A 23857-nucleotide genomic window follows, 5' to 3' on the forward strand; every position below is an offset into this window, starting at 1 on the left:
TGCGGCCCCCCGACCTCGGGTTGTCAACGGCCCGAAGATGAACCGCGGCCGGGTTCGAAAGTCGAATGGGGGATCGCCCACCCGAGCGCAGGATGAGCTCTTCAGCGCAGATTGACACGGCGACGGTGCGGAAACGAGGGCGCGCTCGAATTCTGCTGTGGCGCTGAAGATTTGGAAGAATATATGCCTGATTGCGGTGGGGTATCGATCCCCTGATCGAGCGCGACCAGGTCGACGCCACCATCTTGAAGGATCAGCGACAGCCCGATAATGTGCGCGAAGGAGCCGGGATCAACGGCCCAGTGCGGTTTCCTTGCGTAGGTGGTTGAGCTTATCCGGGTTGCGCACATAGTAGAGCCCTGTGACCAGCCTGTTGTCGATCCGCACCGCCACGACGCCGTCGATCTCTCCGTCGAGCCGGATGATCAGAGCGGGCCAGCCGTTGACCTGAGCCGGTTCGGCCGATGCCCGCCCGCCCATCCAGCCTGTGCCGCCGCTCAGCACACGCACCACGCGATCGGCGCCCATGATGGGTCGCAGCGTCGCCTGCTTGACTCCGCCGCCGTCGCCCAGGAAGACGACGTCCGGCGCAAGGATGTCGAGCAGACCCTGCAGATCGCCCGTTTCGACTGCTCGTTGGAAAGCTCCGAGCGCATGTCGCGCCTCGACCGCGGTCACGGCACCGCGTGGCTGGCGTGCGGCCACGTGCGCGCGGGCACGGTGCGCGATCTGGCGGATCGCGGCAGGGCTCTTGTCCACGGCGTGCGCGATCTCGTCATAAGCCAAATCGAACACTTCGCGCAACACGAACACCGCCCGCTCGGTCGGGGCGAGCGTCTCGAGCACCAGCAGCATCGCCATCGAGAGGTTCTCGGCCAGTTCGACATTCTCGGCGACGTCGGGCGTGGTGAGCAGTGGCTCGGGCAACCAGGGACCGACATAGAACTCCCGGCGCCGGCCGAGGGCGCGCAGTCGCCGGATTGCCTGCCGGGTGGCGATCCTGACCAGGAACGCGCGGTGATCGCGCACCGAACCGAGATCGACGGCCGCCCATTGCAGCCAGGTCTCCTGCAGGACGTCCTCGGCATCGGCGGCCGAGCCGAGCATTTCGTATGCCACCGTGAACAACAGGTTGCGGTGGGCGACGAAGGCCTCGGTCGCGGGGTCGGTGCGTTCGTCCTCGCTCATGTCGCGCTCCTTTTTGTGGACGATGTCGTTGCATCAGTGGCGCGCCCCGCCCGCTTTGTGACACCCGGACGCAGTGGCGCTCGTCACAGGGCCGTGCTGTCACAGGTCCGCGGTCGCCGGGCACTCGTGTTCGCCCAGTTACCCAGGAGAAAGGACACCCGTCATGCGTATCACCGTCTTCGGCGCCAATGGTCGTACCGGTCGCCTGCTCACCGCCCAGGCACTGGCCGCCGGGCATCAGGTCACCGCGGTCACCCGGCAGCCGAAATCGTTCCCGCTGCACCACGATCGGCTCGAGGTCATCCGCGCCGACGTGCTCGACCCGGTGACCGTCGATGTCGCCGTGACGCAGCGCGATGCGGTCCTGTCCACGCTCGGCGTTCCCCCTAGAAAGGAACCGATCAGCACCTATTCGGCCGGTACGGCCAATATCGTCGCCGCGATGCAACGCCACCGGGTGCGGCGCCTGGCCGTGGTCAGCTCCAGCGGAGTCGACCCGCACCCGTACACCGACGGCGGGATCCTGTTCAACCGGGTGCTACTGCCATATGTGACGCGGGTGCTGGGAAAGACGCTCTACCACGACATGCGGCGGATGGAAACGCTGATCCGCGCCACCGATCTGGACTGGACGATCGTGCGCCCCAACGGGCTCTACCATCTACCTACGGTCACCGACTACACCGTGGTCGAAGGCCACGCCGACGGCCGTTTCACCGCACGCGCGGACCTGGCGGCGAGCCTGCTGGCCGTGCTGGACGACGACCGCTACCTGCGCACCACGATCAGCGTCATCACCACTGCCGACAACCCGACCATGTTCCAGTGGATTCGTCGCGAAGCGCTGGCCGAACACTGAAGGATCGCAGACGGCTTCGACGCGGATATCTGTGCGCCGGGGCAGACATCTATACGGTGGTCACGTCCCGGTGAACCCGCGTGCCGCTCCCGAGGACGCCCACGGTCCATCGGTGATCGGGCGGCGGGAGTCACCGGGCGCTGCGCGGGACGGTCACGATCCGGCCGCACGCCGGGTACGGCGGGCGCTGTCCTCATCAGCGATCGCCCGGAACACCGATTCGGGCAGCGGCGGGATCGACGGGTCCGTCCCCGGATCGGTGAGCAGCGCCCACAGCGGTGGTCCCGCGTCGAGAATCGGTCTCAGGAGCCCGATCTCGGTCAGCCCGGCCGTCGTCGCCGCGGCCAGCCGGCGAGCTCGCGCGATCTGCCCGGTTTTCGACAGGCACTGCGCCAGTAGAAGATTCGCCGCCGCGAGCGCCCGGGGGCGGGCCTGATCGGTCATCTTGTCCGCCAGCTGCTGCGCCGCGGTGGCGGCCACTTCCGGCGCGATGCCCGAATCCGGCAGCAGGGCCAGCTGTATGAAGTTGTAGCGCATGGCATCTCGGGTCAACTCCCCGGTTCCGGTAGGTTCGCGCGAGTCGTCCGTGAGCTGGAGTGCGGACAGGCCGGTGCCGCCGAGACAGATCTGCTCTCCGATGATGTGCGCGGCCAGCCGCGGCAACCGCTGTTCCTCGGCGACACGCATCCCGGCCGCCAGCCGATCCCGCGCCTCCTCGAATTTGCCCAGTGCCGCTTTGGCCCGGGCGCCGGTCACATAACAGGCGATCATGAAATCGGGGGCCCCCAGCGTCGCGCCGAGCTCGAACGCGGCGTCCAGATAGGTCTCCGCCTCGGTGACTTCGTTTCTCTCGTAGAGGATTTCGCCGAGCAGAGCGCCTGCCAGCCGCGCGGCCAGCCCCGGCTTCCGGCGCCCGGTCATGGCAACGCGCATCGCCTTGCGCAGAAAATAGTCGGCGGCGCGGATGTCGAGTTGCTCATGCGCCGCGATGGCACTCATACAGTACGCGTACACCTTGCTGAGCTGGCTGCTGGGATCGGCCAGATACCGGGCCGCACGCTCCCTGCAGGTCTTGGCCGCCTCGAAATCGAAACGGGCGATATCCAGGTAGGCCGCGACGACCGCGGCCGCGGCGGTGTACCACGGCTCGAATCGATCGGGGTCGGCCAGTGGTGCGGCGATCAGTTCGGCGGTGCCCTCGGTCCGGTCGGCGAGCATCGCGCTGACCCCTTCGATGAGACGGCATCGATCACGCAGGTCCTCGGCTGCCCGGATATCTGCCGCCGCGTCGAGTGCGACGCTGGCCCGGCCGATGGCCGTACGCGCAGTGTCGTTCTGGCGCAGCGTCATAGCCGCCAGGGCGATGACGATCAGCAGGTGCGGCCGGTGTGCGGTGGCCTCGTCGGGGAGCGAATCGGCCAGCGCGAGAAGAGTGGTCGCCTGTCCCTGTTCGAGCAGGCGGAGCCCGGCGCTCTCGACCCATTGCGCGGCGCGTTCGTCGTCCCCGGCGATCAGGGCGTGGGTGACCGCGTCGCCGAGCTGATCGTGCTCGGCGAACCATTCGGCCGCCCGCCGATGCAGCTCGGGGATGCGTTCGCGGTGGGTACGTTCGAGGCGACGTTGCAGATAGTCGGCGAACAGGTGGTGATAGCGGAACCATTCGCCGTTCTCGTCGAGGCGGCGCAGGAACAGATTTCGTTCCTCGACCAGCTCGAGCATCGATTGCCCGTCGGTGACCTGCGCCAGGGTCGCGGCCAGGCCCGCACACACGCGCCGGGGGAGCGCGGTCGCCATCATGAACTCGACGAGTTCGGGTTCCAGCGAATTCAACACGTTCTCGGCGAGGAATTCGCCGATCGCGTAGTGGCTGCCGGAGATGGCGTCGAGAAGTTCGGCCGGATCGGCCTGGTCGTGTCGCAACGAGACGGCCGCGAGTTGCAGTGCGGCAACCCATCCCTCGGTGGATTCGGTCAAGCGGGCCGCCTCACGGCGGTCCATCGCGATGCCGCCGGTTCGCGACAGCAGCGCCTGTGCCTCCTCGGTGGTGAAACGCAGTGCGGCGGAATCGATCTCGACCAATTCGTCGTGCACACGCAGCGAACCCAGCTCGAGTCCGGATCTGGTCCGGGTGGTCACGATCAGCTGCAGGTGGTGGCAGGCCTGATCGAGCAGGAAGCGCAGGTCCGCCCGCGTCGCCTCGCTGGTGACCGCGTCCCAGTCGTCGATCACCACGGCCGTCTGCTGTTTGCGGCGGTGGATGTCGTTGATCATCGCGGTCAGCGCGAAACGTTCGCCCTCACTCCCGGCCTCTTGCAGCGCGAGCCCGATCTGGCTGTCGAACCCGGGATCCACGCGTTGGAGGGCGTCGATCAGGTGGGTGCAGAAGGTCACCCCGTTGTTGTCGTCGGAGCCGATCGTGAGCCAGGCGATACGAACCCCGGACTCGGCCAGCTGTTCGGCCAATTGCACTGCCGCGCAGCTCTTCCCGAAGCCCGCCGGGGCGTGGATCAGGGTGAGGCGTTTGCGTTCGCCCCGGCTCAGCAGACGTGCCAGGCGCGGGCGCGGCACCAACTCGCGCGGCGCTCGCATCGGGCGGAAGCGAGTGTTCGGCGCCGGGGGCACCGCGGCGCTGGGCCTGCTCGGCTCCGGGGCCGGGGCGTGCGCGAGGGCGCTGGAATCTCCACCGGCCGCCGCGGCGATCGGCATCTCGGTGACCGGAAATCCCATCCGGCGCTGCACCTGCCGGAGTATTTCACCGAATTCCGCGGCGGAGGCGGGACGCTGCGAAGGCTCCGGCGACATCGCCTCGGCCAGCGCGGGTCCGATCTCCTGCGGCAGTTCGGCCGAGCCCAGCGGATCTCGTGTGAGCCGGACGAAGTGGGACACGACGTTCTCTCCGGTCGAACGCTCGAAGGGAACGTGTCCGCTCAGTACCGTGAACAGCGTCGCGCCCAGGCCGTAGATGTCGGATCGAACGGTCGAGGACCGTCCGAGCAGGACCTCGGGTGCGGTGTAAGCCGGTGAGCCCGTGACCTCCCCGGTGCCGGTCTCGAAATCCCCGACCAGATGGGCTATCCCGAAATCGCACAACTGCGGCTCGCCGTAGTCGGAGATCAGGACGTTGGGGGGCTTGACGTCCCGGTGCAGAATTCCGCGCCGGTGGGCCGTCTCCAGCGCGCCGGCGAGTTTCACGCCGATCGCGAGCGCGCTCGCGGCATCCAGCGGTCCCGAGTCCTTGATCGCGTCGTGCAGTGAACCGCGCGAGCAGAAGGGCAGCACCAGATACGGCTCGCCGGTGGCGGTGACGTCCACGTGCAGGACGGTGACGATGTTGGGATGGCCGGAAAGCAGGCCCATACTGCGCTGTTCGCGCAGGAATCGCTCGAGATCGGCGTTCCCGTAGCCGGGTCGGAGCACCTTGACGGCCACCGGACGGGTCAGTGCCCGTTCGGTGCAGCGGAATACCGCACCGAAGCCGCCCCGACCGATCAGCTCCGCGTGCTCGAACCCTTCGGCTTCCAGCTCCGCTTCGATTCCGAGAATCGCATGTCGCTGGGTGCTCGACGGATTGTGGTCTACCGGGTGCATGCCACTGTCCTCGATGCGATTCGTGGATCAAGGATACGTCCGTCCGCGGCCGAATTGTGTGCTGTACGTTCGCCTGGGTACTCGGCCGCCGGATCGGTCAGTGCTGCGGCGGCGTGGGCGGCGGGCAGAAGATGCCGCAGGGATCGGCGGCAGTCAGGGGGAGATCACCGCCGCTGCGGAGGCGGTGCAGGATCCTCACCGTCCGTGCGGTTTGGATCACGGTTCCAGCCCGGAGCTGTCGAACCGGCTCACGCGGGCGGCATCGTCGATGGAGCAGATCATCCTGCCTCTGTAATGGGCGTGCGACGAGACAAGGGATGGAACAGATGTGACGTCCCGGCCATCACATCCACTCTACTTGACATAATGTCAATTATCGGCGCAATAACGTGGCCGGGCGGAGCGGGTAATTGCGTTGCTGCGCACCGATGTCCGACCCAGAAAGGGCGAGAGCGGTCCAGTTGGAGTTGAGAGGTGTCCGGCGGGATGCGGGGTTTTATCCAGAAATGCCTGCGAGTGTCCGGATTCTATTCACCGTCTGATGCATATTATGCACCCGCGGTAACGTCACAGTGACGTATGTGGCTGATGCTGCTCCGGCGTGTGCGGCTTTTGTGCCTAACTCGGTAGTTCGGCTTCATCCGCGTTGAATATGGATGTTCTCGGCCTGCTCGATAATCTTGTGGGTTGTCGGCGCGAGTTCGTGAATATCGCAACGACCCGCATCGACGCCATGGAAAATCTGCCACCACTGCCGTTTCACGATTTCAATCGCGATGGTCGCCGTGGTACGCAAAGAATGTAGAATCGAACCGGTTGCCCGACAGCAGATCCTGTCCCAAATGTTGTGGCACGTCTACGAATATCGTCATACCCGATTCATCGAAGCTACACAACACCGTGCTGACACCACCATGTGCGAGCGATGAAAGGTCTGCCGATGCTTATCAGACAGGTTGCCATCGTCCCTGATGACACTGACATAGAGATGGCGGAAATCCTCCGCGTGACCTCGGCCCTGCAAAAGCAAGTCACCCGTGACTTTGCGCCGATCTGGGAGGTTCATGCCACCGTTGATGGATTCGCCAGCCTGGAACAGGTACCTCTCGGATACTGGCCTGTCACGATTATGCGAGATGTCGAGGGAGCAGCGGGATTCCATACCGACAAGAATGGACAGCCTTTTGCCGTCGTAGAGGCCGGCGACAGTTGGTCGCTGACCGCCAGCCACGAAGTATTGGAGATGCTTGCCGATCCGTTTGGCAACCGGCTCATCGCCGGCCCCTCGCCGAAGCCCGGCCAGGGACGCGTGGAGTTTCTCGTCGAGGTCTGCGACCCGCCCGAGGATACGGACTTCGCGTACACCGTCAATGACGTCTTGGTATCCGACTTCTACACGCCTCGCTACTTCGACCCCGTAAGGAACGACGGTGTGCGATACAGCTTCAGCAATGCGATCTCCGAACCTCGGCAGGTGCTGCGGGGAGGCTATCTGAGCTGGCATGATTCAGTCAGCGATCACTGGTTCCAGCAGACCTTCTTCGGTGGAGCGGAACCCAGGACCAGAGATCTTGGCGTTCTCGCGCGGGAGGATCGCAGTTTGCGCGAAATAATTGATGAACTGACTCCCGAGACGAAGCGGCTGTCGACACTGCAGCCGGAGACGCCGCAGCTGACCGGCGCGATCACGGCCGCGGCCTCCTCGGGTCGTGCGTCTACGGCGCGTGCGGAATCGCTGCGCGCACATATCGCGGCGGTCAAGAGGCGCCGATCCGGGTAGAGTCCGCATTATGCAGGATTCCGCAGCAGACGCGGAGAGTCGGAGGCGACGCGCCGAGGAGATCCGGTCCGAGATCGAGGATCGGCGGCGGGGCGTCGACCGATTATCGGAGCCACCTTCTCCGAAAGAGTTCACCGACCGCGCGGCAACAGAGGCGCACGGGCAGCGCTGAGTCCGTTACTATTCGCCCACTCCCCCTGCCCCCCTTCATCGACGTAAATACGTCACTGTGATGATTTGGTAGATGCCAATGAGGGCGGGCCCGCAGGCCCGCCCTCGAAGTTCCAGGCGAGAAATCAGCTCGGCGACTTGGTCAGGTCGCCGTTCTCGTTCTCGGTGATCTCCACGCCTTGGCTCTTGGAGCTGCTCTCGGTCTGGCTGATCAGGGTGTTCAGCCCGTCGACGCCGGAACTGTCACCGCTCTTGAGCTTGTCGAAGGCCGATTGCACGGTGTCGCCGAGTTTGCCCAGCGGTACCGAGATCGTCTTGCACAGTGTGGGATTCGCCTTCGCGTCGACCAGTGCGAGGCGAACCTCGCGTTTGACGAACAACGCCGCCAGGCCGCCCTTGACGAATGCGGTGATGCGGCCCTTGGCGCCCTTCTTGAAGGTGCCCGCCTTCAAGGGCTTGTACAGCCACCGGTGGAACGCGCCGAAGGCCAGACCGCTGTGCGCGACGAATTTGGTCTTGGCGAAGGCCGTGGTGTTCGAGGTCGGGCAGGTGGTGTCCTCCGCCTTCGAATCGGCGGCGGTGCCGGTCGGGTCCGCCGGAATCGACTGATCCGTACCACTACCGGTCGCGTTCGACGACGAGCTCTTACAGCCGCCGACCAGGACCACCACCGGAATCAGTAAGAGAACCACTATTCGCATCAAACGACTCACGCCATACTCCCGACATCGGAACTGATCTATACCGGCCGTAGAGTACCCCAGCAATCGCTTGGCAATCCAGTGTTCGGTGGTGAAATCGTCGCTCGCCCTGCGCAACTCGTGATGTGTATCGCGTGCCTCGAGGAGCGCTGCCAATCGCGGCGCGTGCGTTCTGGGAACGAGCACAACTTCGGCGGAAGTGCTGGACCTGCGCAATTGCGCTGTTGTTCAATCGGTTCCACATTCAGGTGGCGTCGCTCCCGTGCGGCAGGGCGGACGTTCACTGCGTCCAGATCGGAGTGCGATGATGTTCGCGCGGATGTCCCGGGGTTTTCTGACGCTGACCGCCGCGCTGGCTGTCGTGGTGTGGGCCAACGGGTTTGCGGTGCCCGCGGTGGCCACGGCCGGTCCGGCGTCTTCGAAGCGGCCGGCCGTCGAGGACGGCTCGCATATCAGTGGCATTCGCCGATTGTCCGATCGGGTGCTGGACGTCGGCGTGTATTCGGCCGCGATGGCGACCGAGACTCGGTTGACGGTGTTGCGTGCGGTGGATCCCGATCGTCCGGCGCCGACGCTCTATCTGCTCAACGGTGCGAACGGCGGGTCGGACGGTAACTGGCTCGAGGGCGACGTTCGACTTCCGTGCGACGGGTACTCATTCCTGGGGCTATTGGCAGGATGACCTGCATCGCTCCTGGCCCGAGTTCGAGGCGGCGCTGACCGCAACGGGCGCGCAGAAGACCTCGGGCAACTGATCGTTCGGGACGTTCCACTACCCTGGTCCGGCCGTGTTCCGCGAGGTGCGGAACACGGCCGAGGGGGTCATGCGGTTTTCTGTTGCTCCACGACGGGGATTTCGCCGCTGGCCGGGACGTCGGTGCCGCGCAGGGAGGCGCCGCGGGTTTCGCGCAGGAAGAACCAGGCGATCAGGCCCAGGACGCAGGAGCCGACCATGAAGTACGCCGGGAACAGGTCCCAGTGGGTCGAGTCGATGACCCACTGGCTGATCAGGGGTGCGGTGCCGCCGAAGATGGCGGTGGACAGGTTGTAGGACAGGGCGAATCCGGCGTAGCGGACGTGGGTGGGGAAGATCGCGGGGAAGGTCGCGGAGATCGTGGACAGCTGCGGGACGTACAGCACGCCCAGGACGACGAATCCGACGATGGCCCAGCCGAGTCCCTTGCCCATCAGCCAGTACATCGGTACCGACAGCACGCCGAGTCCGACCAGGGAGATCAGCCACATGGGTCGGCGGCCGAAGTGGTCGGACAGCCCGCCGCACAGTGGCAGTACCGCGGCCATGACCAATTCTCCGATCAGGACCATGGCGGTGGTTGCGGTGTCGCTGACGCCGATGGTGCCGTGCAGGTAGGTGGGCATGTAGGCGAGCAGGGTGTAGTTGACGACGTTGAGCGCGATTACCAGGCCGCCGAGGGTGAGCAGCTCGCGGCGGTACTCGGTGATCAGTTTGATCAGGCCGCCCTTGGGGTGTTCCTGTTCGGCGACTTCGGTGAAGACCGGGGATTCGTCGAGTTTGCTGCGCAGGTACCAGCCGACGAGGCCGAGCGGGATGGCGATGAGGAACGGTACGCGCCAGCCCCACTGTTGCATCTGGTCGGTGGTGAGCAGGACCTGCATGAGCAGCACGATGGCCGAGCCGCCGATGAAGCCGCTGAGGGTGCCGAATTCCAGGAAGCTGCCGAGGAATCCGCGGCGGTTGTCGTCGACGGATTCGGCGAGGTAGGTTGCCGCGCCGCCGTATTCGCCGCCGGTGGAGAAGCCTTGGATGACGCGCAGGATGATCAGCAGGATGGGGGCGAGGATGCCGATGCTGTCGTGGCTGGGGATCACGCCGATGAGGCCGGTGACGGTGGCCATGAGCAGGATGGTGACGGCCAGGACGGCTTTGCGTCCGATGCGGTCGCCGAGGGGGCCCCACCACATGCCGCCGAGCGGGCGTAGGAGGAAGGAGATGGCGAAGCCGAGCAGGGTGCCGATGGTGCCCAGGGGTCCGGGGAAGAAGGCGTGGGTGAGGTAGGTGGCGGTGGCGGAGTAGACGCCGTAGTCGTACCACTCGGTGGCGTTGCCCATTGCGGCGGCGGCCACGGATCGTCGTTGTTGCGGTTGTGAGTCGCGGATTGTCACTCGCGAACTCCTCTCCCCGTGGTGTTGTTGCACCGCGCTGTCGCAGTGCGGAGAACTGATGTCGCCTTGCGGGTTACAGAATGGCAACGAATGCCACGTTTACCCGGTTTGGCACGGCGGCAAACGGAGAGACACTCCGAGAACGGGGTTATACACACCGGACGACCAGTGACTATACCCAATTTTGTGATGGTCGTCACACTTGCTGATTCTGGCACGATTGGCTAGGAACGGTCGCTGACGGACAACGTGCCCGATCACCCGCGCGCGGAGGTCATCGGGTGACGGACACCTCGACGACCCGTAACGACACGCCGTGCGGCCCCGCGTAGATTGACCCCGACGATGCCCAGTTTTCCGGGTCCTCCGGATGGACGCTCCCGAGGGGGACGACTACGTGACCACGACCGAGGAACGGCCGCGATCCGGATTCAGGACCTGGTTGCTGGAGGGGGCGGACGAGGATCGGTATTCGCGGCATCCCGGGCCGATGGTCAAGCAAGCCGAGGAGGCCCATCAGCGGTCGTGGTGGAAGGTGATGTGCCTGACCGGCGTGGACTACTTCTCCACGCTCGGCTATCAACCGGGTATCGCCGCGGTCGCCGCGGGCGTGCTGTCTCCCATGGCCACGCTGGTGCTGGTGGCGCTGACGTTGCTGGGCGCGCTGCCGGTGTATCGGCGGGTGGCGCGGGAGAGTCCGCACGGTGGCGGGTCGCTGGCGATGTTCACCGATGTGCTGCCGCGCTGGACCGGCAAGCTGTTCATTCTGGTGCTGCTGGGGTTCGCGGCCACCGACTTCGTCATCACGATGACCCTGTCCGCGGCCGACGGCGCCGCGCACATCGTGGAGAATCCGCTGGTCCCGCACTGGCTCGCCGGGCACGCGATGCTGATCACGCTGGCGTTGCTGGCGTTGCTGGCGGCGATCTTCCTCAAGGGGTTCGCCGAGGCGATCGGTATCGCGGTCGCGCTGGTCGGGGTGTATCTGGCGTTGAACGTTGTCGTGGCGGTGGTCGGGCTGTGGCATGTGTTCACCGCCTCGGGGCTGGTGGTGGATTGGACGCACGCGCTGACCGCCCAGCATGGCAGCGTCTTCGCGATGGTGGGTGTGTCGCTGCTGGTGTTCCCGAAGCTGGCGCTGGGCCTGTCCGGTTTCGAGACCGGTGTCGCGGTGATGCCGCAAATTCAGGGCGATCCCGGTGAGCCGGAAGGCGATCCGCAGGCGCGTATCGCCGGTGCGCGCAAACTGCTCACCACCGCCGCGTTGATCATGAGTGGGTTCCTGATCGTCACCAGTTTCATCACCGTGGTGTTGATTCCGGAGAAGGAGTTCCAGAGCGGCGGTTCGGCGAATGGTCGCGCGCTGGCCTATCTGGCGCATCACTATCTGGGGGATGTGTTCGGCACCGTCTACGACGTGTCCACCATCGCGATCCTGTGGTTCGCGGGCGCCTCGGCGATGGCGGGTCTGCTGAATCTGGTGCCGCGGTATCTGCCCCGGTACGGTATGGCGCCGGAGTGGGCGCGTACCACGCGGCCGCTGGTGCTGGTGTTCGCGGTGATCGCGTTCGGGATCACCTGGTACTTCGATGCCGACGTGGATGCCCAAGGCGGTGCGTACGCCACCGGTGTGCTGGTGCTGATCACCTCGGCGGCCGTGGCGGTGACGCTCTCGGCGGCGCGTAAACGCGAGGTCGGCAAGATGATCGGGTTCGGGATCGTCTCGGCGGTGTTCGTGTACACCACGATTCTGAACATCTTCGAGAAGCCCGAGGGTGTGCAGCTGGCTTCGCTGTTCATTCTGGCGATCATCGTGGTGTCGTTCGTCTCCCGGGCCCGGCGCGCGTTCGAGTTGCGGGCGATCGAGGTCGATTTCGACGACAAGGCCGCATGGCTGATCGACAAGATCGCCTCGAGCGGCACGATCCGTATCGTCACCCATGATCTCGAGGGTGTGGAGGATCGTGAGCCGGGCGAGTATCGGCAGAAGGAGGCCGACCAGCGGCTCGAGAGCCACATTCCCGCGCACGCGCCGATCCTGTTCCTCGAGGTGATCGTGCGCGATGCCTCGGAGTTCTCCACCGATCTGCATGTGCGGGCGATGGAGTTGGACTGCTACAAGATTCTGTCGGTCGAGGCCGCGGCGATCCCGAACTCGATCGCGGCGATCCTGCTGGCCATCCGTGACCGCACGGGGCTGAACCCGCACGTGTATTTCGAATGGACCGAGGGCAATCCGATCACGAACCTGTTGAAGTTCCTGTTCGTCGGCGAGGGTGAGGTCGCGCCGGTGACCCGGGAGATTCTGCGTCGCGCGGTGCCCGATCCGCATCAGCGTCCCCACGTGCACGTGGACAGCTGAGCTCTGCTGGGCGGTCGCCGGCGCACCCCGGCATCACTCCCCTGTCGGCGCTGCGGCGGATCGGTTGCGCCGCAGTAATTCCAGGGGAAGACTATCGACCGGGCAGGATGACCGAGGGTGAATCCATTGCCCCGCAATGATTTCCGGGGCAGCCGGGGCGAGACCCGCAGTGGCCGGGTGCGACCGCCGAGCCGGGGCCGAGTGGCGCAAGGGCGTTCGCGGACCCAGCGCCCGGCTCTCGCGCGAGAGGCGCTGGGCCGGGCGGGTCGCCGGTTGCAGCTGGATGCGCGACGAACAGCCGAACCTGTTGCGGCAAGGCCGAATGCGATACGCCGGCCTGGGTCGCTCAGCGGGGCAGGCGGTCGGTGCGCCAACATTGGGAAGTCAGCGGAACCTCCAGGGTGGGTGCGCCCGCGGCCTGGATCTCGAGCAGTTCGCGCACGCGGGTCAGGCGGGCGTGTTTCTCTTCGGCGTCCGCGATGATGAACTGGCTGTAGGTGCTCAGCCAGTCGACGATCTCGTCGTGGGTCATCGTGCGGGTGAAGGCGAACGAGGTGGTCTCCACCGGCCCGAACGGGCTGTGCTCGGGTAGGGCGAACCGGAATCGGCCGGCCAGGTGCTCCTGGCTGGGCTGGGGTTGTCCGGCGCGGCCGCGCTCGAGTTCGAAGACCCAGTCCACGGTGCGGTCGCGGTTGGTGCGCAACACACCCAGGCGTCCGCCCTCGCGCAGCACCCGGGCGATCTCCGGCACCGCGACCGGGTGGTCGAACCAGTGCCAGGCAGCGGAGACGAACACCGCGTCCACGCTCGCGTCCGGCAGCGGGATCGCCTCGGCGCGCCCGTCCAGCACCCGCACCTGGGGTGAGCGTCGCGCCAGGACCGTGCGCATGCGCTCGTCGGGTTCGACCGCGACAACGTCGGGCACGCGGGCGGCCAGCGCCCGGGTGAACAGGCCCGTCCCGGCGGCCAGATCCAGTGCGGTCGTGCAATCGGGCGGGATCAGCCAGTCCAGGGCCTGTTCGGGCGGGCCGGGCCGCATCCGGTCGTAGTCCTGGGCGATCGAGCCGAAGGAGGTCGCCCGTTCACGCTGTGCCGTCATGGGCCCCACGCTAGCGGGCGTTGCTGTGCGGTTCCTGCGTGTGCGGTGGGCGCGTTCAGCGCCCCTGCCAGACCGGGGGGCGTTTCTGCGCGAAGGCCAGCACGCCCTCGGCGGCGTCCTGGGAGGACAGTGCGGGTGCGGCGAGTTCGCCCTGCCGGGTGAACGCCTCGTCGGTGGGCCAGTCGGCGGATTCGTCGATGATGCGTTTGCTGGCCTGGATGCTCAGCGGGGCGTTCACCGCGATGCGCTCGGCCAGTGCCAGGGCCGCGTCCAGGGCGTGGCCGGGTTCGGCGAGTTCGTTGACCAGGCCCAGTTCCGCAGCGCGGGTGGCGGTGATCGGGTCGCCGGTCAGCGCGAGTTCCATCGCTATCGCGCGGGGGATCCGCTGGGCCAGGCGCAGCACGCCGCCGCCGACCGCGACCAGGCCGCGTTTGACCTCCGGGATGCCGAACGTCGAATCCTGTGCGGCGACAACCAGATCCGCGGCCAGTGCCAGTTCGCAGCCACCGGCCAGGGCGGGGCCCTCCACGGCGGCGATGAGCGGTTTGGTCGGTGGTTCGGCGGTGATGCCCAGCGGGCCGCGCCCCTCGGTGATCGGTACCTCGCCGGTGGCAGCGGCCTTGAGATCCATTCCGGCGCTGAAGTATCCGCCCGCGCCGGTGATGATGGCGACCTGTGCGGTGGGGTCGGCCTCGAAGGCGTCCAGGGCGCGTTCGATACCCAGCGCGGTGGCCAGGTTCACCGCGTTGCGCACCTGCGGGCGGTTGAGGGTGATGATGGTGACCGGGCCGCTGCGTTCGACCAGCACCGGCGGCGGTGGCGGCGGGGGCAGTTCGGTGCGTTCGCGGGTTTGCACGGTGATCTGCCCGTCCGAGACGGTCACCGGCAGGCCGAGCAGATCGTCGTCGACCAGGTCGCTGATCAGGTCGGATTGTGTGCTGCGCAGCAGGATTCGCGCGCCGTCGGGGGTCAGCAGGCTCAGTATCGCGGCTTCGGGTTCGCCGTCGCGGCCGAACGGGACCGTGTAGGCCTCGATCACCGCGGGGCCCTGGTGTTCGCTGCGGGCCGGGCGGGCGGGCGGGTTGTCGATGACGGGGGTCAGGTGCCGGTAGGGGGTGCGCGGCGGGGTGGCCGAGTAGACGCCCAGGGCGTGTTTGGTGACGTACCAGCCCAGTGAGGTGGACAGCCCGTAGGACTGCGGGTCCGCGCGCAGCGCGGTGACCAGGGAGGCGACCGCGTGGCCCCCGTAGTTGTTGCCGGGTCCGCCGCCGAAGGTGAGCCCGCCGGTCACCGACAGCGGGCGCTTCGGGTCCTCGAGTGCCAAGCCCAGCTCGCGCGCGGCGATCTGCACCGCCACCGGGAAGCAGGCGTACAGGTCGACGTGGGTGAGATCGTCCGCGTTGATTCCCGCGTGTGCGAGTGCGGCCGCGCCGAGGGTGCGGATGGCCGGGGAGGCGGCCAGTTCGCCGCGTTCGCTGGTGAACCATTCGTCGTGGCCCGAGGCGCCCGCGTGCAGGAATACCCACTTGTCCTGCGGGATTCCGGCGTCGTGCGCGGCCGCGGCGCTGGTCAGGATGATGCCGCTGGCCATGTCGACCTGCAGGTTGGCGCATTCGAGTTTGGTGTAGGGGGTGGAGATCATGCGGTTGTCCGCGGTGGGTGTGGCGATCTGCTCGGCGGTGAATTCCTGTGGCTGCCAAGCGTATTGGTTGGCCGCGCCGATGGTGGAGAAGCCGGACCACAGCCGGGCGATGGCCGCGGCGTGTTCGGCGGGGGTGCGGCCGAGGCGATGGCGGTTGGCCGATTCCAGCAGCGCGTACATGTTGATCGGCGCGATGAGCCCGGCGGCGGTCTCCGCGGCGTTGTTGGCGGGTTTGTCGATGCCGACGGTGCGGGTCGGGGTGGTCGCGGCGGTCTGGGCGGGCCAGCCCGGATCGATTCCGGCGCGCTGGGCCGCGGCCTGGGTGGCGCCGGCCTCGGTGCCGGTGACCAGCACGATGTCGTACTCCCCCGCCGCGATCGCGGCGGCGGCCTCGTTGAGCACCAGTTGGCCGCCGTCGCCGCCGAAGGTGCTGGACTGCACGGTGTCCACCGGGCCCGCGCCGACCCGTTCGGCGACCACCGCACCCAGATCGCGGTACTGCCAGGACGCGCACGCCACCGCGTAGACCGCGTCGGCGGCGCGCAGCAGGGACTCGTCCGTGCCGGTGTCCTGTGCTGCGCGGCGCAGTGCCTGCACCGCGAGCGTTGCCGGGTCTCGGTACTGCTGGTCGGGGGTGCGTTGCACCACCTGGCCCACACCGGCCAGCACAGGGGTCGAGGGATCTAGTTCGATACCGGATGCGGTGTGCAGCACGGGCTTTCGCGCGGTCTTCGTATCCACCGGTCCGGCCGCGGCGATCGCGGCGGGCAGCCGGTCGAGGGATTCGCGCATGGCCTCACCCAGGCTGCGGGCCACCGATCCGCCCAGCGGGCCGTCGATGGGCGGTCCGGCCACCCCGGCGTCGAAATCCACGACGGTCTGTTCGCCGGAGCCCGAGACGGTGATCCAGTAGCCCAGTCGCACCTGCTGCGGGGCCTGGCCGCGCAGTTCGAATCCGCGGTCCCCGGCCGCGACGACCGTCCAGGCGATCTCCACCGGCAGTCCCATGATCTGGGCCTGCTGGGTGAACTCCGCGCCCTCGCGGACCGCGCCGGGCGGATCGCCGCGCCAGCCGCCGTGCAGGACGAACCAGTCGCCGAGCCGGTTCAGATCACGCAGATACGCCGCGACGGTCTCCACCGGGGCGTCCACGAGCTGGTCGGCGTGGGCGATCTTGGCGAATTCGCTCAATCCGGCCGGTGCCAGCCGTTCGCGCCGCTCCTCCGCCGAGGAGGAGGCGGGGGTCGGCGGCGTCTGCGGGGCCGGTCCGGGAGCAGATGCCTTCCTGCTCGCCACCACGCCCGCGATCAGTTCGCGGGCGATCCGCGGGTTCTTGCGGACCATCGCGGCAAATTCCCCGCCCGCGCGCAGTTGTTTACGCACCGAACGGATTCGATCGACACCGGACACAGCTCACACCGTCCTATCTCCTCGAGCGAGTACGAGACTATGCGACGATGCGCGCCCTCGCCCGCCCCGGCTACCTTCGGGCATCGGAAGGCTGTACCGACCCCGGAGCCGATGACCACGCCCAGCCGCCCGAGTTCCGCGCCGATGCGCGCGTTCGTCCGCTGCCCCGCAACGCGCCGCCGAGTTCCGAGAGACAGCCGCGGCACGCACGGGCCGAATTCACCGCGGCTCCGATGGATCCGAACACCTCCGGCGGCGCGGGAGGTGTGGTTACAGTCCGATGCCCAGCAGGGCGTCCACGGCGGTGGCGATCGCGGCGGGCGCGGTGGTGTCCGGGCCGCCGTATTCGAGGGCTTCGCGGGCCCAGTTGTCCACCGCGGCAAGTGCTTTGGGGGTGTCCAGGTCGTCGGCCAGGTGCTGGCGCAGCCGCGCGACGGTATCGGTGGCGTCGGGGCCCGAGTCCAGGGCCGCCGCGCGCTTCCAGGTGTCCAGCCGCGAGAGTGCCTGTGCCAGAACCGGATCGGACCATTCGCGATCCTGCCGGTAATGCCCGGCGAGCAGGCCGAGGCGGATCGCGGCGGGATCCACGCCCGTGCGGCGCAACCGGGACACGAACACCAGATTCCCGCGCGATTTGGACATCTTCTCCCCGTCCAGGCCGATCAGGCCCGCGTGCACGTAGTGCCGGGCGAATCGGCGACCGGCCACCAGCGCCTCGGCGTGCGCCGCGGAATACTCGTGATGCGGGTAGATCAGATCGCTGCCCCCGCCCTGGATGTCGAACTCGGGGCCGATGCGGTTCAAAGCGATTGCCGCGCACTCGATGTGCCAGCCCGGACGGCCGTCCCCGAACGGCGAGGGCCACGACGGCTCGCCCGGGCGTGCCGCACGCCACAGCAGCGCATCGATCGGGTCGTGCTTGCCGGGCCTGGTGGGATCCCCGCCGCGCTCGGCGAACAGCCGGTCCATCGTGGCGCGGTCGTACCCGGACTCGTACCCGAACTGTTCGGTGGCGTCGTGGCGGAAGTACACATCCGGGTACTGCGCGTCCGGCACCACGTACGCCGCGCCCGAGGCCAGCAGTTTGTCCACCAGTTCCACGACCTCGCCGACCGATTCGATGGCGCCGATGTACTCGCGCGGCGGCAGCACCCGCAACTCGGTCATATCCTCACGGAACAGGGCGATCTCGCGGCTGCCCAGCTCACGCCAGTCCACGCCGTCGCGGTCGGCGCGTTCGAACAGCGGATCGTCCACGTCGGTCACGTTCTGCACGTAGTGCACCTCGTGCCCGCCGTCGCGCAGCACCCGGTTGACCAGATCGAAGGTCAGGTAGGTGGCCGCGTGCCCCAGATGGGTCGCGTCGTAGGGAGTGATGCCACACACGTACATGGTGGCGGTGGGGCCGGGGGTGACCGGGCGCACCTGCGCGTCGGCGGTGTCGAACAACCGCAACGGCGGTCCGGATCCGGGGACGGTCGGGACAGCGATATCGGACCAGGACTGCATCATTCGAGAGTAAAGGTTTCAGCGGCCCGTGCGCCCGCCGCCCCCGCGTACCGGTGCCGTGGCGCACTCGCGGGCACCTGTGCTCACCTGCGTCGGGGCACCGGATGCGCAACCGCAACCATTGCAATCTCGCAGGACCGAAAACCGGCGCGGCGAGCTCAGAACGCGGGCCAGGGAATCGGGCGCGACGTGCGCGGCAGCGGCATCACCGGATCATCGCGCAGCCGCCGCCCCCGGGTGAGCAGTGCGTCGATCTCCTCGTCGGTGATGTGCTCGGCCAGCGAATCACCGATCGTGCCCGGCAGGGCCTCGACGAAGGCGGTGATGTCGGTGATCAGCTCCTGCTCGACCGGCTCACCGGCCCACCCCCACAGCACCGTGCGCAACTTCGGTTCGGTGTGCAGGCAGATGCCGTGATCGACCCCGTACACCGTGCCGTCCAAGCCCTCGAGGGCGTGTCCGCCCTTGCGGTCGGCATTGTTCAGCAGCACATCGAGCACCGCCATGCGTTGCAGGCGCGGATCGTCCGCGTGCACCAGCGACACCTCGGCACCCGCGCCGTCGACCGCGCGCAGCACCTCCCGGAATCCCTCGGGCACCGCACCGGCGGGCACCAGATCCACCAGATCGAGGCGATCGCCGCGTTCGGTGTGGTTGTCCACCGATTCCACCCAGCGCTGCACCATGCCCGGCCCCAGCGGGCCTTCCCGCAGGATCGTCTCCGGGATCACCGTCCAGCCCAGCGCCCGCGACACCAGATAGGAGGCGACCTCGCGGCCCGCGAGGGTGCCGTCCGGGAAATCCCACAGCGGGCGTTCCCCGCGCACCGGTTTGTACACCACGCGCACACCCGCATCGGATGCCGATTCGCGGACCGTGCCATCGGGGCCGATCTCACACACCAGCGTCAGATTGCTGGCCGTGCTGACCCGCCCGATCACCGCCAGGTCACCGGCGTAGAACGGGTCGCACCCGCGCCCTGTGGTCGCCTCGCTCACCGGTCAGTCCTCGAGGTCGGCCGCACCGAAGATCCCGCCGCGCTTGTAGCCGTTGGTGCGCACACACATATGCCCCTTCGTCGACAGCGGTTCCCCGCACAGCGGGCACGGCGGCCGCCCGGCCGCTATCACCCGCGCGGACCGCAGCGCGAACTCCCGCGCCTGCGACGGAGTCAGGAACACCCGCACCGCGTCGGGGCCCTCCTCGGTGTCGTCCAGCACCACCGACTCGTCCACCTCGGTCTCGGTGATCGCCAGCAACTCCACCACCACCGCGTTGGCGTCCGCGTCCCAGCCCAGACCCATGGTGCCGACGCGGAACTCCGCGTCGATCGGGGTCTGCAACGGCCCGGTGTCGTTCACATCGTCCGCTTGGGGCGGCACACTCGCGCCGAACCGGCGCGCCACCTCGTCCAGCAGTAGACCCATCCGATCGGCTAGCACCTTGACCTGCTGCTTCTCCAACAGCACGCTGACCACCCGCGGTTCCTGAACGGCCTGCAGATAGAAGGAGCGATCGCCTGGTTCACCGACCGTCCCGGCGACGAAACGATCGGGGGTGCGAAACACGTGGATTGCTCGGCTCATCTGCACCTCCTGAAACCACACTGCACTACTTACTACAAAGAGTCGGGGCGTTGCGCATTCTCATTATCCGCATCCGGGGTTCGCCCGCCCGCCGCAGGACCGCCGCCCTCGGCCGGGGCGGGGCCGACCTCGCCGCCCGGAACCGGACCGGCCGGCTCGCGCGAGCGCTGCTCGGGAGTGGTCGCCAGCGCCGACAGGTCGGTGCCGGTGTCGTTGCTGCGCCACACCGACGGGCCTGCCGGGGTGTACCGCACGACACTGATCGAGGCCGGTTCCACCATCAGGCGCTGGAATCCGTCCAGATGGATGCCCAAGGCGTCGGCGAGCACCGATTTGATCACATCGCCGTGTGTGCACGCCACCCACAGCGCATCGCGGTCGTGCTGCTCGGCGAAGCGCCGATCGTGTTCCCGGATCGCGGCCACCGCCCGGTACTGCACATCGGCCAGGCCCTCCCCGCCGGGGAACACCGCGCCCGAGGCGTGCCGCTGCACCACCGACCACAGCGGTTCCTTCACCAGTTCGGACAGTTTGCGCCCGGTCCAGTCGCCGTAGTCGACCTCCACGAGGCGTTCCTCGGTCACCGGGTCCAGGGCCAGCTTTTCCGCCAGCGGGGCCACGGTGCGCGCGCAGCGCAGCAGCGGGGAGACCACGATGTGCTCGATCGGCAAGGGGGCCAAGCGTTCCGCCAACGCGCGGGCCTGTTCGCGGCCGCGTTCGGTGAGTTCCACTCCGGGGGTGCGCCCGGACAGCGTGTGGGCCGTGTTCGAGGTCGACACCCCGTGCCGGAGCAGGATCACCGTCATGCCCCCAGCCTAGGCGATCGCACCGTTCCGGCCACGCGACGAGCGGCACACGCACCCGATCCCGATTACGCTCACGGCGAATCCGGTTCCGGCGAAGACGATTTCGCTGCTCGGGCGGTGTGCTGGAGCACGCGCCGATGCGCGGCGCGCACCCGTTCCCGGAATTCGGGTGCGGGTGCGCGACCGCGACGCACACCCGACCGGAGGCTCCGGCGGTTCGCCGTGCCTTAGCCGCATCCGAACGGGTTGTGGCCCTAGGCTCTTGGATGTGACGGAAGTATGCGCACGGTGATGGAACAGCGGGCGGTCGGGCGCAGTGGCCTGCGGGTCTCCCGAATCGGCCTGGCCACCCACACCTGGGGCAGGGAGACCGACCCGGACGACGCGGCGGTACAACTGGTGGCGTTCGTCGAGGCCGGTGGCACGCTGCTGGACACCTCACCCGCCTACGGGGGCGGTGCCGCGCAACGCATCCTGGGCGAGCTGATCGGCGAACTGGTGCCGCGGCACGATCTGGTGATCAGCGGATGCGCCGGGATCACCCCGGTGCCGGTCACCGATCCGGACGGGGCACCGGCCGCGGAGCCTCGCTGGCGGGTGGACGCCTCGCGGCGCACCCTGCTGCGCCAGCTCGATCAGACCCTGACCGCGCTGGACACCGACCACCTCGACATCTGGAGTGTGGCGGCCTGGGATCCGCACACCCCGCTGGACGAGATCACCGCCACCGTGCAGGACGCGGTGCGCTCGGGCAAGGTCCGCTACGGCGGGGTGCGCGGACTGGACGCCTGGCAGCTGGCCACCATGGCGTGCACCGCGCCGATCACCGTCGCGCAGACCCCGTACTCGCTGCTCGCGCGCGGGATCGAACACGACATCGTGCCCGCCGCGCAGCATCACGGACTCGGGCTCATCGCGACCACGCCGCTGGCCTGGGGCATCCTGACCGGCAAATACCGGGACGGGGTGCCCGCCGATTCGCGCGGGGCGGACGAGGCCGGTGGCGCGCAGATCCGCGACCGCATCGACGAGCACGCCGACCGGGTGGTGGACGCGCTGATCACCGCCGCGGACGGCCTGGGCACCTCCCCGCTGGCCGTGGCGCTGGCCTGGGTGCGCGACCGGCCCGCGGTGGCCTCGCTGATCGTGGGGGCACGCGATATGGGCCAGCTCACCGGTGTGCTGGCCGCGGAGACCCTGGAGTTGCCGCGCGCGATCGCCGCGGCCCTGGACGACGTCAGCAGTATCTGACCGGTCCAGCCGAGCCGGTTCCGGCCCGCGATCCGCTCGCGGTTCCGAAGCGGTGGTCCCGTGGCCGGTCGCCGATCCGCGCCCTGGACACCGCATCCGGCGCCGGCAGTCGCGGGATCCGGGCCGCAACGAGCGTGCCTCGTTCCTGAACCGCGAGCTGCCAACCCGGCTCGCGCAACGATTCCGGCCCGATGCGGTCTGCCGCGCGGGATGACCGGCCGGGTCGATGTCCGGTGCGCGGGGACACCACTTAGGCTTGCCTTCATGAGCTGCCTCGCCCGGGTCCGATCGTCCCGCACCGCATCCGCGCGGCCGGTGCGCCGCATCGCGCCGGCCGTGTTCACCGTCGCGATGGTCGCGGTCCTCGGTGCGTGCGGGCCCTCCGGCGGGACCGGCAGCGCGACCCAGCACGGTCCGGCCACCGCGACGCTCACCGACACCAATCCGGTGCCGATCGGTCCCGCGCCGCATCCGGCGCTGCCGGTGACCGTGCACTCGTTCGACGGGTCCTCGGTGACCGTCACCGACGCCAGCCGCATCGTCGCGGTCGACCAGTACGGCACCCTGGCCCAGACCGTGTGGGCCCTGGGGCTGGGCGCGAACCTGGTCGGCCGCTCCACCGCCGCGGCGTTCCCGGCGGCCAAGGACGTGCCCAGCGTCGCGGGCGGCAGCGGCAGCATCAACATCGAGGCCGTTGCCGCGCAACGTCCCACGGTGTTCCTCACCGACACCGTCAGTGCCACGCCCACCCTGCGCGATCAGCTCAAAGCGCTCGGCATCACCGTGGTCTACTTCGATCCCGAGCGCACCCTGGCCGGGGTGGGCCCGCAGATCCAGGCCGTCGCCGCCGCGTTGGGCGTGCCGCGGGCCGGTACCGCCCTGGCCCAGCGCACCCAGCACGAGATCGACGCCGCGACCGCCGCTGTGCCGAAACAGAATCCGGCGCCCAAGATCGCGTTCCTGTACCTGCGCAGTACCGCCATCACCATGATGGCCGGACCGAAATTCGGCTCCCACGCGCTGATCACCGCCCTGGGCGGCACCGACGCCGGGCAGGCCGCCGGGATCACCGAGCCGTTCACCCCGATCACCAGCGAGTCGATGATCAGCGCGAATCCCGACGTGTTCCTGGTCATGTCGGACGGATTGCAGTCGATCGGCGGCGTGGACGGGCTGGCCAAGATCCCCGGCGTGGCACAGACCAACGCCGGGAAGAACAAGCGCGTCATCGATATGGCCGACTCGGTCCTGCTCAGCTTCGGCCCCAACACCGGCCGCATCCTCGCGGCCCTGTCCCACGCCCTGTACGGCACCCACCCGGCATGAGCGACCTCACCCCCCAGGACGTTCCGCCGACCCGGCCCTGTGATCGCGACACCCCCGCGGCGGCCGACCGCCCCGCGGCCGCAGCCGATGCGGACATGCAGCCGGCGCATCGAATCCCCACTGGTGACGAATCGCCCACGGCCACACCGGATCCGCATCCGGCTCGTGGGCACGCGCAGGTCACGCAATCCACTATGCTCGACAGCGCCGCACCCTCGGGTGCAGGCGAATCCACACCGACCGCCGACACGCCGACGCGCTCGCACGCGGCGGGCAGCGCCACGGCTACCCCGGTTGCATCGCCACGCAACGACGTTCACGCACAACACGATTCGGACGGCCAGGAACCCGAACCGCCCGCCGACGCTCCCGATTCGACCGGCGCCGACACCGCACCGCGGCGCACGTCCGGCGATAGTGCCTCCGCCGCGAGG

Annotated in this window: 17 protein-coding genes; 6 read left to right on the forward strand and 11 right to left on the reverse strand. The window is 68.2% G+C overall.

The window, feature by feature from the left end:
- Positions 1–291: 291 nt before the first annotated feature.
- Entirely contained in the window at positions 292–1188 is an 897-nt protein-coding gene (locus NM2_RS15985) for an RNA polymerase sigma-70 factor (RefSeq protein ID WP_067669275.1), read from the reverse strand.
- A gap of 163 nt (positions 1189–1351) precedes the next feature.
- On the opposite strand from NM2_RS15985, the gene NM2_RS15990 reads away from it, so the two are divergent.
- Entirely contained in the window at positions 1352–2047 is a 696-nt protein-coding gene (locus tag NM2_RS15990; protein WP_067669277.1) for an NAD(P)-dependent oxidoreductase, read from the forward strand.
- A 153-nt stretch (positions 2048–2200) separates the two neighbouring features.
- Here NM2_RS15990 and NM2_RS15995 read toward each other — a convergent pair whose 3' ends face one another.
- Together NM2_RS15995 and NM2_RS49050 are read right to left on the reverse strand one after the other, a co-directional pair.
- On the reverse strand, positions 2201–5635 hold the full coding sequence (locus NM2_RS15995) for a serine/threonine-protein kinase (protein ID WP_067669279.1): 3435 nt from the start codon (positions 5633–5635) through the stop codon (positions 2201–2203).
- 637 nt (positions 5636–6272) lie between these two features.
- Positions 6273–6431, reverse strand: coding sequence for a hypothetical protein (locus NM2_RS49050; RefSeq protein ID WP_157121118.1), 159 nt, complete (start codon positions 6429–6431; stop codon positions 6273–6275).
- A 129-nt stretch (positions 6432–6560) separates the two neighbouring features.
- Here NM2_RS49050 and NM2_RS16005 point away from each other — a divergent pair, with 129 nt between their 5' ends.
- The gene (locus tag NM2_RS16005; protein ID WP_218025923.1) at positions 6561–7415 is read left to right on the forward strand and encodes a hypothetical protein; all 855 of its coding nucleotides are present in this window, start codon (positions 6561–6563) and stop codon (positions 7413–7415) included.
- Between the two features lie 296 nt (positions 7416–7711).
- Here NM2_RS16005 and NM2_RS16010 read toward each other — a convergent pair whose 3' ends face one another.
- Entirely contained in the window at positions 7712–8278 is a 567-nt protein-coding gene (locus NM2_RS16010; protein ID WP_245718056.1) for a hypothetical protein, read from the reverse strand.
- Positions 8279–8606: 328 nt separating this feature from the next.
- Between NM2_RS16010 and NM2_RS49055 the strand changes: the two genes are divergently transcribed.
- On the forward strand, positions 8607–8969 hold the full coding sequence (locus NM2_RS49055; RefSeq protein WP_157121119.1) for an alpha/beta hydrolase: 363 nt from the start codon (positions 8607–8609) through the stop codon (positions 8967–8969).
- A gap of 140 nt (positions 8970–9109) precedes the next feature.
- On the opposite strand, the gene NM2_RS16020 is transcribed toward NM2_RS49055, so the two are convergent.
- The gene (locus NM2_RS16020; protein WP_067669287.1) at positions 9110–10378 is read right to left on the reverse strand and encodes an MFS transporter; all 1269 of its coding nucleotides are present in this window, start codon (positions 10376–10378) and stop codon (positions 9110–9112) included.
- Between the two features lie 424 nt (positions 10379–10802).
- Here NM2_RS16020 and NM2_RS16025 point away from each other — a divergent pair, with 424 nt between their 5' ends.
- Positions 10803–12794, forward strand: coding sequence for an APC family permease (locus NM2_RS16025; RefSeq protein WP_439956875.1), 1992 nt, complete (start codon positions 10803–10805; stop codon positions 12792–12794).
- Positions 12795–13140: 346 nt separating this feature from the next.
- On the opposite strand, the gene NM2_RS16030 is transcribed toward NM2_RS16025, so the two are convergent.
- The 6 genes from NM2_RS16030 to NM2_RS16055 all read right to left on the reverse strand — a co-directional run bounded on the left by NM2_RS16030 (position 13141) and on the right by NM2_RS16055 (position 20846).
- Positions 13141–13893 carry a class I SAM-dependent methyltransferase gene (locus tag NM2_RS16030; protein ID WP_067669289.1) on the reverse strand — a complete coding sequence of 251 codons (753 nt, stop codon included), beginning with the start codon at positions 13891–13893 and terminating at the stop codon, positions 13141–13143.
- Positions 13894–13948: 55 nt separating this feature from the next.
- On the reverse strand, positions 13949–16945 hold the full coding sequence (locus NM2_RS16035) for a crotonase/enoyl-CoA hydratase family protein (protein ID WP_067669291.1): 2997 nt from the start codon (positions 16943–16945) through the stop codon (positions 13949–13951).
- 270 nt (positions 16946–17215) lie between these two features.
- Positions 17216–18454, reverse strand: a complete 1239-nt coding sequence (gene mshC, locus NM2_RS16040) for a cysteine--1-D-myo-inosityl 2-amino-2-deoxy-alpha-D-glucopyranoside ligase (protein WP_067669387.1) — start codon at positions 18452–18454, stop codon at positions 17216–17218.
- A gap of 158 nt (positions 18455–18612) precedes the next feature.
- Positions 18613–19452, reverse strand: coding sequence for an SCO1664 family protein (locus NM2_RS16045; RefSeq protein ID WP_067669293.1), 840 nt, complete (start codon positions 19450–19452; stop codon positions 18613–18615).
- Between the two features lie 3 nt (positions 19453–19455).
- Complete coding sequence (locus NM2_RS16050) at positions 19456–20040, reverse strand: DUF3090 domain-containing protein (protein ID WP_067669389.1); 585 nt, start codon at positions 20038–20040, stop codon at positions 19456–19458.
- 32 nt (positions 20041–20072) lie between these two features.
- Positions 20073–20846 (reverse strand): histidine phosphatase family protein, encoded by a 774-nt coding sequence (locus NM2_RS16055; RefSeq protein ID WP_067669295.1) that lies wholly within the window; start codon positions 20844–20846, stop codon positions 20073–20075.
- A gap of 291 nt (positions 20847–21137) precedes the next feature.
- Between NM2_RS16055 and NM2_RS16060 the strand changes: the two genes are divergently transcribed.
- Positions 21138–22097, forward strand: a complete 960-nt coding sequence (locus tag NM2_RS16060; protein WP_067669391.1) for an aldo/keto reductase — start codon at positions 21138–21140, stop codon at positions 22095–22097.
- Between the two features lie 264 nt (positions 22098–22361).
- Positions 22362–23423, forward strand: coding sequence for a heme/hemin ABC transporter substrate-binding protein (locus NM2_RS16065; protein WP_067669297.1), 1062 nt, complete (start codon positions 22362–22364; stop codon positions 23421–23423).
- Positions 23424–23857: the final 434 nt, after the last annotated feature.

It is taken from the genome of Nocardia miyunensis NBRC 108239 (genome assembly GCF_001613065.1).
Lineage (GTDB): Bacteria > Actinomycetota > Actinomycetes > Mycobacteriales > Mycobacteriaceae > Nocardia > Nocardia miyunensis.